5 protein-coding genes are annotated in these 17,862 nt (G+C 34.4%); 1 reads left to right on the plus strand and 4 read right to left on the minus strand.

Features of this window, described 5'->3' with window-relative positions:
• Positions 1 to 7: 7 nt before the first annotated feature.
• Positions 8 to 2,539, minus strand: a complete 2,532-nt coding sequence (locus PQF96_RS03980) for a glycoside hydrolase family 2 TIM barrel-domain containing protein (RefSeq protein WP_271765157.1) — start codon at positions 2,537 to 2,539, stop codon at positions 8 to 10.
• A 346-nt stretch (positions 2,540 to 2,885) separates the two neighbouring features.
• Here PQF96_RS03980 and PQF96_RS03985 point away from each other — a divergent pair, with 346 nt between their 5' ends.
• Positions 2,886 to 4,499 carry a tetratricopeptide repeat protein gene (locus tag PQF96_RS03985; RefSeq protein WP_143916019.1) on the plus strand — a complete coding sequence of 538 codons (1,614 nt, stop codon included), beginning with the start codon at positions 2,886 to 2,888 and terminating at the stop codon, positions 4,497 to 4,499.
• Between the two features lie 130 nt (positions 4,500 to 4,629).
• Here PQF96_RS03985 and PQF96_RS03990 read toward each other — a convergent pair whose 3' ends face one another.
• The 3 genes from PQF96_RS03990 to PQF96_RS04000 form a co-directional block, all read right to left on the minus strand.
• The gene (locus tag PQF96_RS03990) at positions 4,630 to 7,869 is read right to left on the minus strand and encodes a DUF1553 domain-containing protein (RefSeq protein WP_271765158.1); all 3,240 of its coding nucleotides are present in this window, start codon (positions 7,867 to 7,869) and stop codon (positions 4,630 to 4,632) included.
• Between the two features lie 649 nt (positions 7,870 to 8,518).
• Positions 8,519 to 14,518, minus strand: coding sequence for a DUF6443 domain-containing protein (locus PQF96_RS03995; protein ID WP_271765159.1), 6,000 nt, complete (start codon positions 14,516 to 14,518; stop codon positions 8,519 to 8,521).
• Positions 14,519 to 14,532: 14 nt separating this feature from the next.
• Positions 14,533 to 17,817 carry an RHS repeat domain-containing protein gene (locus tag PQF96_RS04000; RefSeq protein WP_271765160.1) on the minus strand — a complete coding sequence of 1,095 codons (3,285 nt, stop codon included), beginning with the start codon at positions 17,815 to 17,817 and terminating at the stop codon, positions 14,533 to 14,535.
• Positions 17,818 to 17,862 lie beyond the last annotated feature (45 nt).

Here is a 17,862-nt window from a genome sequence, read left to right on the forward strand (position 1 = left end):
TTTTTAGTTATTCAATGGTAATACGAATAGTATTACCGGTTAAATTTTTTGAAGTTGCTTTAATTGTCACATCTGCTTTTTTGGTTTTTGATTGTAAAAGCAGCAAACATCTGCCTTTATGTGTTACAATTTTGTTTGATTGATAATCTTGCACATTACTTGCCCAACCATTATCCACACCGAGAATCTTTGCTTCTCCTTCTACTGTAAAGATCACTTCTTCATCACTGGTTGTAACAGGAATACCATGTTTATCTACTAATTGTGCTACCACATGAGCTGTATTATACCCATCAGCTTTTAGCTTTATTTTATCTGTTGTAATTTTTATACGCTCTGCCTTACCTGAAGTATGTATTGTTCTAATTTCTTCAACTTCTCCATTGTTTAATCCAACAATTTTTAATTCACCTTTGGTATAAGGAACTATCCATTTATATATCCTGTCTTCAAAATCTTTTAGTCTTTTGATTCCTAAACTCTCTCCATTAAGACACAGTTCGATTTCATTACAGTTTGAATATACTTCTACCACAACCTTATCTTTCTCTTCATAATTCCAATGATCATTTACATCATGCCAAACCCACAATGCTTTTTTCCATGCATCTTTTACTTTTTCTACAGCTAATCCAGTGTTTTTTTCTTCTATGTATATTGATTTATCCAGAGTTTGCGTAGTGGCGTATATATGAGGCTCTTCGTTCCACAATGTCTTCATCATATGGTACGAAGGTTTTTCGAAACCAGCTACATCTAGCATACCACTGGGAGTAGCTTTTCTTGGCCATTGATCGTTTGATTCTCCCATATAATCAATTCCTGTCCATAGGAAAGTTCCAGAGATAAAAGGTCGTTCTTCAACAGCTTTCCATTCATGCCATTGCACAAGGTTTTCTGTACCCATGATGGGTTTTTCTGGATAATTTTTATGCCCATAATCATACAGAATTCGTCTATAACTATAGCCAATAACATCAAGCGCATCTGCATAACCAGAAAGATGACTTGCCGAAGGTAAAATACAATTGGCTGTGATATATCGAGTAGTATCCATTTCTCTGGTCCACTTCGCCAATTTCTTAGCCGTTTCACCAATATCATATTTCCCTTTGGGTAAGGTTTCTAGTTTTTCTTTAATCTGATCTATGGTATGTGGAGGTTCTTCCCAAAAATAATTTCCATTCCAGTTCATATTATTAAAAAAGCCTGTTGCATCTGCATTTCTTGGATAGGTCCATTCTATCTCATTTCCTATACTCCATTGAAAAATAGAAGGGTGATTGCGATGCGCTAACATAGTATTCTTAAGGTCTCGTTCTGCCCATTTTTGAAAATGTTGAGTATACCCTCGAGTTACATCATCTACACTTTTCTCATTTGTATTTAATCTTTTATCTTTTGGATTATCCCATTCATCAAAAAATTCATCTTGAACCAAAAATCCCATTTCATCACATAGATCCAGGAATTCTTGTGAACCAGGATTATGAGCAATTCTAATCGCATTACATCCTGCATCTTTAAGTTTTTGCAATCTTCTTATCCAAACATCTTTGGGTACAGCGGCACCTACAAGTCCTGCATCATGATGAAGGCAAACTCCTTTTATAGCAGTACTAATATCATTTAAGAAAAAGCCTTTATCTGCATCAAATTTTATGCTTCTTACTCCAAAGCGTACATCATTTTTATCTATCAACTTACCCTCTTGTGCAATGGTGATAATTGCTGTATACATTCTTGGTGATGTTATACTCCACAAAAAAGGTTTTGGTATATTAAGAATGCTTTCCACGTCAATTTTCTGACTAGCTTTTACCTTGTATTTTTTTGAATATTCTGAAACAGACGTATTCTCATCATCATAAATCTTAATTTGTAAATCAAAATCTTGTTCTGATGTGTTATTGTTTTTTATAGTTGTTTTTATATGAGTCTTAGCAATGTCTTTAGATATTTCTGGAGTAGTCACAAAAACTCCCCATACTGGAATATGTAGATTGTTTTTATGTATTAGTTTCACATTTCTATAGATCCCAGACCCTGTATACCATCTACTGTCTACAAATCTGCTATGATCAACCTCAACTTTTATAGTGTTCAATTCACCATTATCTCTTAGTCTTTTGGTGATGTCAAAATAAAAAGGAGAATATCCATATGGATGGATTCCCAGTAACTGATCATTTAAATAGACTTTGCTATTGTTATAAACACCATCAAACAACACATACGTTGTTTTAGAATCATCTATATTTAATAAAAAATCTTTTTTATATATTCCGATACCTCCAGGCAGATACCCAGTTGCTCCTTCTCCTTTTGGATCAAATGAAAAACCTACACTCCAATCATGAGGTAAATTTATGTTTTTCCAGTCTGTATCTTCAATTTTTACAGGTGTTCCAGAGCGTTCTAAAAGTTTGAATTTCCAATCAAAATTAAAATCATGTTTACCTATTTTTGAATATTTTTGGGCACTACTTACAAAAAAAACGCACAGCAGAAGTAACGTAAGGAAGGATCTCAATACCATATCTAAATTGTAGAATAAAATTTTCTTACAAAGATCAATACTAATATTAGAACCTTGTTTTAACCACAACTAGACATAAACTAGACATTTCATTTTTTACCCCTTAAATAACTAGACAAAAACACGATTTTATAGGTAGGGGACAATACACAAACATCACTCCTCTAATAATTTTTGTTAATTTATAAGAAAAAATTACTTTTTTAAACTTTTACCTAAACATTCCTCAACCAACAACTAAACAATTATTTAGTTAGATTTGGTTCATTAGATTCATTGTTTGGAAGATAATTTCTGTTAATTCTAGATTATGGAGCGTCAAAAAATATTGAAAAGAATCAAAATGATGAAAAAAATATTATTAGTATCCGGTTTTTTAATATTTACTTTATCTCAGAATTTTATATTCGGACAGGTACCATATCAAACAAATCAATATTTAGAAGAAGCAAGAAAAAATAAGTTTGTCAATTTTGATAAGGCCGTACATAATTATGAAAAGAGTATTGACTATTTTACTTATAAAAAGGATACTTTAAATCTTATCAATAGTATTCATGAATTATCTGAATTATACGGACACAATCTAAATTATGGTAAATCATATGATGGATACTGGAAAGCCCTATTTCTAGCAGAAGAAAGTAATGATGAATTTTCTAAATCAAGAGTATATCAATCTTTAGGTTGGTTATACAGTTTTTACAATAGAAATAAAAAAGCATTAGAAAATTTTGACAACGCTTTACGCATCAGTAAAAATCTGTTCTCAAAAAAAGAAATTGATGCGGGTTATCTTATCAGTGATTATTTCTCGATAGCTAGTTTTTATCGGTACAATAGGGACTTTGAAACTGCAAAAAAATATGTAGATAGCTGTTATATCCACTTTCGTTCTCAAAATAGTGACGTTCAAAATTATTTTTTAGAATCAGAACGAGGATTTTTATTAGCTACTAGCGGAGAATTTGATATTGCCGAAGAGATGCTTACAAATTCTTATGAATATTTTAAAAAAAATAATGAATCCTATTTGGTTATTGTACACTACTTTTTTGCACAATTATATCAAATGAAAAGAGATGTAGATAAAAGTAAATTTCACTATACGCAATCTTTAGAATTATCTGGCAAATACAATAGCCATATGAATTATCAAATCATAAATCATAAAGAATTATCTCAAATCTATTATGGTTCTGAAAAATACAAACAAGCTTTCTTTCATCTGAATAAAGCCATTGGCTTAGAAAACAAAATATTTGGTATCAATAGTAAAAACAATGAATATTTATTTGAGATAAAAGACAAATATCGAATCCAAAAAAACAAACAAGAACAGATACTAAATGAGCAAAAATTATTAAAATTAGAACATAAACAGAAAATATCAACACTAAGATCTATATTATTGTTTGTTACACTATTTTCACTTATTGTATTTGGTTTTATGGTATTCAAAAACTTAAAACGAAAACACAAAAGAGAAAAGATTTTATTAAAACAAAAACAGAAACTCAAGCTAAAAGAAAATAAAAAGGCAATAGAATTAAAAAACAAAGAATTAGCAAAATCTGCTCTACAACTCATAGAAAAAGATGAATTTATTGCTGGTTTAAAAAACACTCTTACCGACAATAAAGAAGATCTAAATCCAAACTCGATAAATAAAGTCATAAAATCTATTAAGTCTGGTGTTGGTAGTAACTGGAAAGAGTTTGAAGCAAGATTTATAGATATCAATCAAGATTTTTACAAAAAAATCAAAAAGGATTTCCCACCATTAACCCAGACAGATTTAAAAATTTGTGCACTAATAAAACTTAACTTTTCAAGTAAGGACATGTCTTCACTTCTTGGAATCTCAATAGAAAGTGTGCACACCTCAAGGTATCGACTAAGAAAAAAACTAAAATTAGAAAGAAATGATAATCTAGTTGAATTTGTTTCACAATACTAATCTCAACATGTTTTTTTATTGAACAAAATCTAAAAACAAGATTAAGGGAGTTTTTATTTTTTGTTGTCTGTCATCAAATCTTCTTTGCTATACTAGTAAATCATAATGTATCATGATGATCACATATATATTATCTTTTAGTTATTGTAGCATCAGAATTCATAATCGTACTAGCAACAACTGCATTTGCCGCTATCATAGGGAGGTTTTCATTTTCTTGAAAGCGGATATCTCCAGAATTTAACCAACCTCTTGCCTTATCAATATTTTCTGTAAACTTTTTAAATTCCTCATTTTGTAACTCCATCAACAGTTGTAATTCTTTTGTTGTTATCGTCTTTCCTGTTAATCGTATATACGCATCGCTAATTGCATCTTCAATACTCAAAAACGAAGTCATATTTTTACCTATTACTTTTGCTGTTTCTATATACGTAGGATCATTAAGGAGTACCAATGCCTGTAAAGGAGTATTGGTTTCTTGTCTTCTGGTAGTGCAGATATCTCTTGTAGGGGCATCAAAAGTAGCTATAGTAGGATTGGGAGCTGTTCTTTTCCATATAGTATACATACTTCTTCTATATAGATCTTCTCCCGATCCTCTTTCATATGCTATATGTGTCATTTTCCATAATCCTTTTGGCTGGTATGGCTTTACACTCTCCCCTCCTATTTTTTGATTTAACAACCCACTAGCGAGTAATACATTATCTCGTAACATTTCTCCCGACAATCTCTTTCTGGGACCTCTAGCCAGTAATTCATTATCCGGATCTATCTCTCTTAACACATCTGACACATTAGAATCTTGCTGGTACGTATTAGACATTACAATTAACTTATTTAATGTCTTAAGGTTCCATCCTGTTTTTATAAATTTTATTGCCAGCCAATCTAATAATTCAGGATGTGTTGGCAAGGTTCCCTGATTTCCAAAATCTTCAGAAGTTTCTACAATACCGGTACCAAAGAAATTCTGCCAGTATCTATTTACCGCTACTCTTGCCGTTAAAGGATGGTTGGGGTCTATTAACCATTTAGCGAGACCTAACCTATTTTTGGGTAATTTTTCTGACATAGATGGTAGACTTTCTGGAGTATCCGAAAATACCTCTTCACCGTAAACATCATATTGTCCTCTTTCTAACACATAGGTTTTACGTAAATTCAGAGAGTCTTTCATCACCATAATTTCCTTGATATTATCAACACTATCTGCATATTGAGTACGCAATTCTTGTAATAATGATAATGCTTTTTTTACAGGCTTTGATTTTGTAGACAAATAATAGTTTACTAATTGATCTTTATCTTTTTTAGACAATTCATTTTCGTTTTTTGATAGTATTGGATCAAGAAATTTGCTATTTGATATTTTAAGAATTTCCAGATTGGTTAATTCCTTATCAAAGACCATAAGATCATCTACTATTGATTTAGCAATTCCTTTACCTCTCCATCTTGCTCCAATTTGTAATCCAGGTTCTATAGGTTCTGGATAAATATAGTCTTCATAATTGTGAAAGATAATATCCTTATACAGGTTATCTATTTCTACATTAGACTTCATTTCCTGACCGTCAAGGTATATTTTAAAGCCTTTTGCTTTACTGGAACCGTCATAGGTTAAGGTAAGATGTACCCATTGATCTCTGGGTACTTCTTTAATAGTTCGTTTTACAATAGCATTATCTGGCCATACATGTGCCATCAAAAGTTCTAGCGTATTATCGGGTTTAATAGTTAAGTGATACCCTCTATAACTATGCAATCTGGTTCCCTGTGCTTTATGAAAAATCACTCCTTCTTTTAGATCTTTGGGTACAAATATTCGTACTGCGATACTAAAAGCCTCACTACGTTGAAAAATACCGATATCACCCAAATCTAACCATGCATCCCCGTCAAGCTGAAGTCCTTTGCCAGAATACCCCAGAGTTAAAGTTGTTTTTTCATTGTTCGTAAATTGGGTCTTCATCGTACCATGTTCTCTACGATTAAGTTTATTTTGTAATGAATTATTTTCAAAGTCAAAATAGGCTGATAGATGATCTGTATCTTTAAATGAATCTGTTTTATATTTTTCTTCTGCAATCCAATCCTTTGCATTTTGTAACTGATTACTTTTTATTTCCTGAATGTTTTGAGTCTCTTTATCAATCAGAGTATTGATATAGGACATCATTTTTTCTTCTTCTTTCGTTGGGAGAAGTAATGTAGGTACGGGCATAGACCAATCCCATGGAATTTGGCCAGACTCATTTATCTGATTAAAAAAACTATACAACTCATAATAATTTTTTTGTGAAATAGGATCGTATTTATGATCATGGCATTTTGCACAAGCTACCGTTAATCCCATGATACCCTGTCCCATAACATTGGTTCTATCTGAAACGTATTCTGATCGAAATTCTTCATCTATAATTCCTCCTTCAAGATTTTGAGGATGTAGACGATTAAATCCTGTTGCTAATACCTGTTCTTTTGTAGGGTTATCTAATAAATCCCCTGCCAACTGCCATGTAATAAACTTGTCATAAGATAAATTTTCATTGAAAGATTGAATTACCCAATCTCGCCAGGGGCTCATATCCCGATATCGATCTACGAAATATCCATGAGTATCGGCATACCTGGCTAAATCTAACCAATCAACAGCCATTTTTTCTCCGTAATGAGGAGAATCTAAAAGACGATCTACTTGTTTTTCATACGCATCTGTAGATGTATCATTTGTGAAATCTAAAATCTCTTTTTTGGTAGGTGGTAATCCTGTGAGATCAAGTGAAACGCGTCGTAATAGTAGTTCTTTATTCGCTTTTTTAGAAGGTGTGATATTATGCTCTTCTAATTTGGCCAAGACAAAATTATCAATCGGATTAGCTACCAGGTTCTCATTATTCACTTTGGGTATTTTGGGTAAAGATGCTGGTATAAAAGCCCAATGATCTTTATACTCTGCTCCTTCATCAATCCATTTAATCAGTATTGCTTTTTCTTCTGGAGATAGTGACAAATATGATTCTGGTGTTGGCATCACCACGTTAGGGTCATTTGATAAAATTCTATGAAAAACTTCAGATTTTTTTAGGTTGCCCGGAGTTATAGCAAATTTTCCTGGAGACTCTTTTAACTCTATAAGTGCGGTCTCTGGATCATGCAATTGAAGCCCTCCCGATATTTTTGCTTTATCTGGTCCATGACAGCTAAAACATTTATCAGATAAAATTGGTTTTACATGAATATTATAATCTAGTTGCTCTGGGAGTTTTTCATATGCATGAGCTACATCTTCTGGTAATGAAGGGGTACAACCAACACATAGTAATAAAAGCAAAAATGCAGAAAGAAAGAATTTTATTTTCATAACTAATTTAGAACTAAACTTCAGTTACAAAATTAGTGCTTCACTCTTTTTTTGATTTTAATTGAACTAGACAAAAACTATACAAGTACCCTCTAAAAACTAAATCATTGAAGAAAAAATATTTTTTTTAAGTGAATGAAGTAAGAAGTATTGAAACAAAAAAACAGCTACATTTCTGTAGCTGTTTCTTATCTATTTATTTTCTTACTCAGACTTAGCACGGAAAACATTTCCGCGCCATCATATCTGAGCTATCGGGGTCACAGACTAGCGGGAGCGGGTGTACGATCTGGAGTTACAAATCCGTACTATCGGGTATTTCCCTTCCAAGTATTTGACAAATCATTACTATTTATATATGATTTCTTCTTATACCTAAAACAGTTACCGTTAATAGCAATATAAATATTCGAGCTATCCAGTTTTAAATACATACTATATTTGTTTCCAAATTTCGTGTCTACTTCTTTAGACTCATTAAAAGTGGTGATAATATGACTTATCTTATTAGAGTCTTTTATCCTTATAGTATCAAACTTTTTATTATCAACAATCATGATTTCATTTATGTTATTTTCTGTTATTATCTTTTTTTTACAGCTAAAAAAAAGATATAAAACAAAAAACAAAAAATACGTTTTATTCATTTTTAGCTTTTTTTCTTTTTACTACCTCCACCAGAAAACTTTGCAGAATTAAAATCTTTATTTACAGCTTCTCCAGGATCTTTTAAAATATATGTACTTTTCATTTTTTTAGTCTCTCTAAATAATCTATTGGGAGTACTTGCATCGTAAGAAAGGGTTACAGGCTCCTCTGCGTCTATATAACTATCACTAGCTGTTTCAATACCTTGTATGCAATAATCCGTACAATTAAATCTAATATTATTGTATTTCTGTTTTTCTTCAATAAAAGACTCCATAGTTGATTTCACCTCTTGATCTTTGTCAAATGAAGTTCTTAAAAGAATTGCGCCATCAGGAGCTTTCCAATCTTCAGCTCCTCTTGTTGGATCATCATACAATAACTCTCTTAACTCTTTAACCATTCCATTGTCTGCATCAGCTCCCATAAAATAATCAGGTTTTCTATCACGATCTACACTATCTGTGATTGGATTAAAATTATCATCTGGCCATAAATTATAAAATGTAAAAGTACCATCTGGGATATAATTTCCATCCACATCTTTTTTATAATTTCCATCATCATCTTTTTCATAATTTGTCACAGCTATTGCAGCATGGCCCCATCTTTCATTGTTAGTTGTCCAAATAAGAAGGATTACATCCATCCCATCAGGATCAACATACTTAACAGGATTGTTAATTGTATAGTTATAAGAGGAATAACCATAATATTTTTCTGCCATTGGATCTAAGTTCATCCATCTCCCTAATGTGGGATCATAATTACGCGCAGTAATATCAATCCAGCCCAAACCAAGTTCATTCTGTTCTTCTTTCCCACCAAACTTCAATAATTGTGCAGTAGAGTTCCCTAAAGAAGATATTGTATTGTTATATCCTTTATGAGTAAGGCCAAAGGGATAATAATTGTTCTCTTCTATAATTTCTAGATTTCCTACATCATTTTTGGTATAACTTAAACGAACATTATCAAGGTGATCTTTGTATTGGTAGACATATCGATACCCCTCGACTCCGCTCGGGGTGACAGTAGGAGTTGCATATCCTTCAGGAGTACTCATATATTGCAATACGTTATTCTTATAAATATAATTCCCAGCATATTCAGTTTCTATTAAAGAACTTCCACTTGGTGCAATTTTCTTCAACTTAGTACCAGTGGCATCATAAATATAAGTAATATCTCCTGTTCCTTCACTATTGGATATAGAAACTGTTTCTGGTAAATTTAAATGATTGTAGGTTATACTAGTAATTCCTTTATTTTGATCACTAATCATATTACCATTAACATCATAAGTGAAATCATTGTTGGTATTCGTACCATCTTCAAATCCACCAGCTCCACTCCATTGATCTTTTACCTTCAATAATTTATTACCATGATCATAGTTATAGGTAAGGTAATCCATAGCCGCTCCAGCTACTTGACTTCCTTTTTTAGCTCTATTCAAGGTCAATAAATTTCCATTTTTATCATAGGAAATATTAGTAACATTAAACCATCCTGGTTCATCTAATAGTTCTGTATTATATCCTGCCGATTGTATTCTATTTAATGCGTCATAACTATAGTTATAATGTCGTTTTTTATTGTCATTTTGAGTTTCCCATTCGGTTCTACTAATATTTCCATTATATAAAGGGTTGTTTCCTTGATTATAACCGATACTAAATCCAAATAAATCTCCATTACTCGTAGTCCCTTCATTAATTGAGGTTAACCATCCTCTCACATTGTATTGATAGTTTACTTCTTGCAACCTACTTGCATTGAGTGTAGTCGAAGTGCCACCTACTTTTTTACTCGTTAATTGTCCTAATGCATCATAATTATTTTCTGCAATAACTTCTTCTGCTTGCGTATTGATCTTTTGGGTTTGTTTTAATAGTCGCCCCGTATGATCATAAGTAAATTTGTCTACTGTTACGATAGCCGCATTAGTACCTTTAGTATGCGTAGTTTTGGTTTCTTCTACTCTACCTACAAAATCCAACTTGCTTTCTATGATATCGGTAGTATTGAGATAGTCATTTTTACTTGCAACATAAATGGGTCTTGCTTTGTCATCATAATAAGTAACGGTAGTGATCCAATCATTAATTCCTAACACGCGTACTTTACCACCCGTAGCTAGCGATCGGGTACGATCTGTGGTGCCTACTCCGTAGACCGTTCCCGGATTCGATAGCCCATTGATATCAAAACTATAATTATCATAATAGTTAACTGTTAGTATTTCTAGATCTGCAGTTGGGAACGCTACATTGCTATAATACACTGTAGTTCCTCCTAAAGTAGTAGCTGGTTCTCTTGTTTCCCAAAACGTACTCACTCCGCTCATTGCCAGGAGTAAAGTTCCTCTATTACGTGTACTCTTGTACTTACCAGTATATGCTACTCTTCCTAAGGCATCATATTTGGTAAACAACCATTCTCCTTTAGCCTTTTGATTAGCATCTTGAGTTAATATCGGTTGATCAAGTTTATCGTATATGATATACTCCCATCCCTTGCCTGGGATTTTCTTTTCTACCAGGCGATTTCTATGATCATATTTGTATTGGTAACACAACTCAGAAAGCTCGATATTATATACTGGATCATTGGTAGTCACCTTTGGTGGAATCACATAGGTTAGATTGTCGAATTGATCATATACATAATACGTATCATGAGGGATTCCTTCATTAAACGTTTGTTTTAAAACCACTCTCCCTCTTTTGTCCTTGTATTCTTTGCTTGTATGATCCTTAGGATGCGTTTGATTAGGTTGCCAGTTTTCATCTTTGATTATCGTAACATATAATTCCCCAGCAACATAAAATCCATCTTTTACCAATTGTGGTTTCCCTGTATTTCCACCAGAAAAAGTAACCTTAAAACGTACTACCTCATCAACAATATTAGTATCCCAGTCAAACTTGATCGTATGATCATCATTATTTGTTGGGTTTGCTTTCCAATCCTTCCCCGGAGCACCTTGTTCTGCTACTCTATTTAAAGGTGAAGGTTCAAAAATACTTTCAGAATACGCGTTAACATCTGCCAAAGCCATTCCTGTAAAGTCATCGCCATAGGTATTTTGGTAATAACTATTAATAGTCGTATTTACATTTACAGTTCCATAACTCCCCAAAGGAGTAGTTGTATTGGTTGCTCTTTCAAAAGGTAAATGTTGTTTTGCCTGTCTGCCATAGACATCATATCCGATATGGGTAACAATATCCTTTGCTGTTGGTGAAGCTTTGATTCCTACTTGTTGCTTTGGTCGTCCTAATCCGTCAAAATAAGTTATGTTCTCGATCACATCTCTATTAGTAGTAACCCCTGTCATCGATTCCATCTCATTTTGATATACTCTGGTAAAGACATAATTCTCATTACTAATAGTAATCTCCTGATAAGGAGTACCTGCACATCCACTATTTTCTCCTGGCACTTCTGGACACTGATCATTGGCATTGGTGACATATCCTGCTGGAGCAATACATTGCGTTAAGGTGTCATTGGGGTCACCAAATCCATCACCATCAATATCTGCATACCATATTGGGATAGGTTGAATACTATAATTTACTGTTCTCGCCGCACTCCAGCATAGAGAACTATTGTTTCTGGCTCTTAGGTAGTATACACTGCCACTAGTACGGGTAATTGAAGTACTAGAGTTCGAAGTACTCGTGCCTGAAGCACTACTTTGCCAATACCATGTTACTCCGCTAGGAGCACTACCTTTGGTAAGTACACTACTACCACAATTATTAACTACACTAGCAGTAGGGACAGCAGGAATAGTATTAATACTATAGCCAACACTCTTAGACGAACTCCAACATCCTGTACTATTGTTTCTGGCTCTTAGGTAATATACACTGCCACTGGTACGGGTAATTGAAGCACTTGCATTAGAAGTACTCGTACCTGAAGCACTACTTTGCCAATACCAAGTGATACCACTTGGAGCACTACCTTTGGTAAGTACACTACTACCACAATTATTAACTACACTAGCAGTAGGAACAGCAGGTATAGCCTTAATACTATACCCAACACTATTAGATGAACTCCAACATCCTGTGCTATTGTTTCTGGCTCTTAAGTAATATACACTGCCACTGGTACGGGTAATCGAAGTACTTGCATTAGAAGTACTCGTACCTGTAGCACTACTTTGCCAATACCATGTGATACCACTTGGAGCATTACCTTTGGTAAGCACACTGCTACCACAATTATTGACTACACCAGCAGTAGGAACAGAAGGTATAGCATTAATACTATAGCCAACACTCTTAGCCGAACTCCAACATTCTGTGCTATTGTTTCTGGCTCTTAAATAATATACACTGCCACTAGTACGAGTAATCGAAGCACTTGCATTAGAAGTACTCGTACCCGAAGCACTACTCTGCCAATACCATGTCACTCCACTAGGAGCAGTACCTTTGGTAAGTACACTACTACCACAGTTATTAGATACAGTTGGCGCAGTTGGTTGTGCTGGAACTGCCTTGATATAATAATTAACTTTCCTTACCGTTCCCCAACATAAAGAACTATTGTTTCTGGCTCTTAGATAGTATGCATTACCACTAGTACGAGTAATTGAAGTACTAGAGTTCGAAGTACTCGTGCCTGAAGCACTACTTTGCCAATACCATGTTACTCCGCTAGGAGCACTACCTTTGGTAAGCACACTACTACCACAATTATTAGATACAGTTGGTGCAGTTGGTTGTCCAGGCACTACTTTAATACTATAGTTTACTGTTTTTGAAACACTCCAACATAGAGAACTATTATTTCTGGCTCTTAGGTAATATACACTGCCACTAATACGAGTAATCGAAGTATTTGCATTAGAAGTACTCGTACCCGAAGGGCTGCTCTGCCAATACCATGTCACTCCACTTGGAGCAGTACCTTTGGTAAGCACACTGTTACCACAGTTATTTACAACACTAGCAGTAGGAACAGAAGGTATAGCCTTAATACTATAGCCAACACTCTTAGCTGAACTCCAACATCCTGTGCTATTGTTTCTGGCTCTTAGGTAATATACACTGCCACTAGTACGGGTAATTGAAGCACTTGCATTAGAAGTACTCGTACCTGTAGCACTACTCTGCCAATACCATGTAATACCACTTGGAGCACTACCCTTGGTAAGTACACTACTACCACAATTATTCACAACACTAGCAGTGGGAACAGCGGGTATAGTATTAATACTATAAAGAATACTTCTACCATTACTCCAGCATCCTGTAGTATTATGTCTAGCACGAAGGAAATATACACTCCCACTAGTACGGGTAATCGATTGAGCTGAATTTGCTGTACTGGTTCCCGAATCACTACTTTGCCAATACCAGGTATTACCACTTGGAGGAGTGCCTCTAGTGATAACTGTATTTCCACAATTTTTAGTAATTGATGGAGCTGAAGGAAAACTTGGTGCTGCTATAATATTATAACCAACACTTCTGGCTGTGCCCCAACATCCTGTACTATTGTTTTTTCCTCGTAAATAATGAACACTACCACTTGTTAATGTGATCGATACTCCAGATCTTCCTGTATTTGTACCTGAAGCACTAGTTTGCCAAAACCATGTAATGCCACTTGGAGGATTACCTCTTGTAAGAACACTATTCCCACAATTATTGTTTACTGATACAGTCGAAGGGATTGGTGGTTTTGGAGATTCATCTACACTACCATCACAATCATTATCTTTACCATCACATAACTCTGGTGCTCCAGGGAATATAAATTCGTCAAAATCATTACAATCTCCTTTTTTACTTGCATATCCTGGGTGATTTTGTCCGTCATCAAAAATAAATGTATCCGACCTTCCATATCCATCATTATCACCATCCAGGTATAATAATCCAGTACCACTTCCTCCACCAAATTGTGAAAAAGCACTTGCTGTACCCATCATTACAATGATAAGTACTATATAGTTTTTTATTATATTTTTCATTGTCTTAGTCCTCATTAGTTCTTATACCCATATTTGTTTTCAGAAATCAATTTTCCAGTATCATCTTTTACATGCTCCAGGCGATTAAATATGTCATAATGATATGTCATCGTATACCCTCTTGGGTCGGTCACACTAGTCACTCCAATTAATGGGTCATAGGTAAAAGAAGTAATCTGTGCATTGACAAAATATGTATGTGACCTCAAGTCATCAATTAACCCACGAATCGTTGCTTCTTGCGTTGGCGTGGTTTCCTGATTTGTATTGGTTTTTAATTGAGTAATCAAGGTATGTACTGCAGCAGGCATATCGATATAACTGGCATGATCAATCTTGGCAATTGGATACCGGTCATTATACCCCCAGATATAGATGGTATGGCTACCATCGGTTTGTGTAACCTCTAAAGGATTACCTTGACTATCGTAATTCAAATATTCAATACGATTTTCTAAATCTCGACTCCCCTTAGCCACTTGTACGCTCTTAGGTAGAGTGATGCTTCCAAAAATCTGGTACTTGGTAAGTTGTTTTGTTGCTAATACATTATTGATACGGGTTTCCTGCTGAATAGGTTCTGTAATACGATAGTACACACTCTTTTTCAGATTAGAAATTGCACTATATTCTGTAGCAGTTAATGGACTCCCCAATGCATCTGCAGAAGACACATCATCAGGATAATAAGTTTTTGTTTCGACACTATCCCCATTACTATCTGTTGTAGTTGTAGTTGTTGGAAATGTTCTTCCCTGATATCCTTGATCAAAGGTGTATTGTGTTGTTATCTTTACATTTCCAGATGGGTAATAACTTGTTTTTTCGGTTCCTGTCATCAGGTATCGATCACTAAAGTTATTGTACATTGTATATTCAGGGCTAGCACTACCGATATATCCCATCGCAATATTCCCTGACAAAAACTCCCCTTTTCGAGTATAGATATTGCTCAGTTCTTCTACGATAGAGAAATTCTGACTCGATGGATTGAACTTATATACTTTTGTTCCTAATAACAGACCTCTTTGGTGAGAATAATCTTTTGCTGGAGCAAAAGGGTATCCTTCTCCTGGGAGAAATTGATTGTTTTCGCTATACCTATGATCATCCGGAATAAATCTATAGGTATACTCCGTTTTCCCTTGTGAATTATCTGTATTAAATTCAGTCACATTCGTATATCCCACATGATACGAGCTCAATCCGTTTTGAGGAAAGAGACTGTTGGATTGGATAATATTAAATGTGCAATTTAAACTCCCATCAAAAAAAGGAGCTCTTAGATATATGAAAGAAGGAGGATTAGACGCAAAACCACTAGATAACTCAGGATGTGCAAACTGTCTATACTCGTATTTTTTAGTATTTATAAGTGAACCATTGGTATCTTTAAATCTCATCTCCTTGATACGAAGTCCTCCTGTAAAAGCTATAGAGGTACTACTACCATTATTATCCACAACCTCTTTTTTATAGAAATATAGACTAGCCGTATTATCATATCGAGGAATTCCATTCTCCAGACTAGTAGGAATTAGTCCGTTTTGAGCATTAACTGTATACGTCCCTGCTTCTAATTCAAAAGGTTGCGCATCACTACTGTTTCCTCTAAAAGTTCTTAAAGTATTCCCGCTAGCATCGGCAAGCCATAGCGTTGGACAATCATTAGAACCAAGATTATTATCACAAGCGGCAACAGCAGTACTTCTGTAATAGATCAACGTTTTTTCTGGCAATGTGAAAGAAGAACTTAACACTTCACTAGAATCTGGAGAAGTCGTTATTTGTGAACCAGTAATGATTACAGATTTTAGTGTATTTCCTGCAAAAAATGCTTTCCCTCCAGTTACTGTATTGGATTCATAAACAAATTCTGTACTTCCTTTAGTGGGGTATACGATTTCCTTTAATAATAGGGTCTGAGCAAAATCGGAATTGACTGCACGATCTGCTCCATTAACATCAACCGGATTTCCATACCCATTGGTATACACTGCTCCAGGATATAAAACATCGTTATCAGCTCCATTAGAATAATCCCAAAAATCTTTGTTAAATGATAATCGCTCTGGAAAAGCATGATCCTCATAATAACTGAAACTGTGTTCTTTATTAATTACACTCCCTTTTTGTTGTTTGATTTTTTTAAGGTATAATTTCTTAGTACGTTGATCTAAATCACCATATGTTCCTAACCTCTCCCAAGGAGCAGTAGTAAAATATCCATGTTCAAAACGGTAACTATCAATAACATTATCATTAGCATCTTTAAGCGTAACCGCGGTTAAGGCTTTATCATTCTTAAGATCATTACGTGAAGTATCGTAATTAAACTGAATACTCCCTTGTGTTCCTTCTATAGTGGTAAGGTACGTTGGTAGATAACGATCTTCAGAAAGTGAAGTAGATACATCTGGGACATTACAGTTCCCATTTGCTCCCGGTACAATTGATGGAAGATATTTTTTTTGATCCAAAAGACTATAATATACTACATCTGTAGTCCCTTTGGAATAGTTAAAACGAACACTATTCCCTTTATAATCTCTAATCTGAGTTAAATACCATCCAGAAGTATGAAAAGTAAATCCTGACGGAAGTTGTGAGTTTTCTCCATAAATCAGATTGCGTTTAACTTCTGTCACTAACTCTGAAGATCCAGGAATAATCCCAAAAGTATAGGTCATTCCTTGAGGAGTAATTACTTCCCAACCCAAAATGGTCGTAATATTATTTACCTGACCTGTAATTTTTCTAATCTGGTGATCATTTTTAGGGTGGCTATAAATTTCGCCTTGTTGATCAAAAAAGAATTTGCCGCTCCCTCCCGGAAAATTAAAATAATATAAATCAGACTCATAATCCTGAGTTTTACTGCGTACTGCATCATCAAAAGCCAGTGCTTGTTGTTGTGGAGTTAAATTAAAGAAAGCATCTACAGTATTAGTAGTATTCAAAAACCCTTCTTTTTCATCATCTGGGATACCTCTTACTTGTCTGGTAATCATCCCTCCTGCAGCAAGACTCCAGCCTATACCTATACGTGAAGCAATTTCGTTAACCTTAATACCAGAAGCATGATAATTTACCGATACGGGAACTTCTATCCCAAACTCGGATAAACTCATCAAAGGAATTGAAATATTAGGAGTTCCTGTATTTAAACCTACAGGGATGTCGGTATATTTCCCAATAGCAGCAACCTCTGGTGTTGGTGGTGATAACTGTGGTAATTCCTGGCCAAAAGTGAAGGCATAAAGCATGCCTATGACACATAGCAAGTGTTTTCTAATCATAATGGATTGAATTTTTTGTTTAATGATATTGCTTATAAACCTATA

The sequence above is a fragment of the Aquimarina algiphila genome (assembly GCF_947494415.1).
Lineage (GTDB): Bacteria > Bacteroidota > Bacteroidia > Flavobacteriales > Flavobacteriaceae > Aquimarina > Aquimarina algiphila.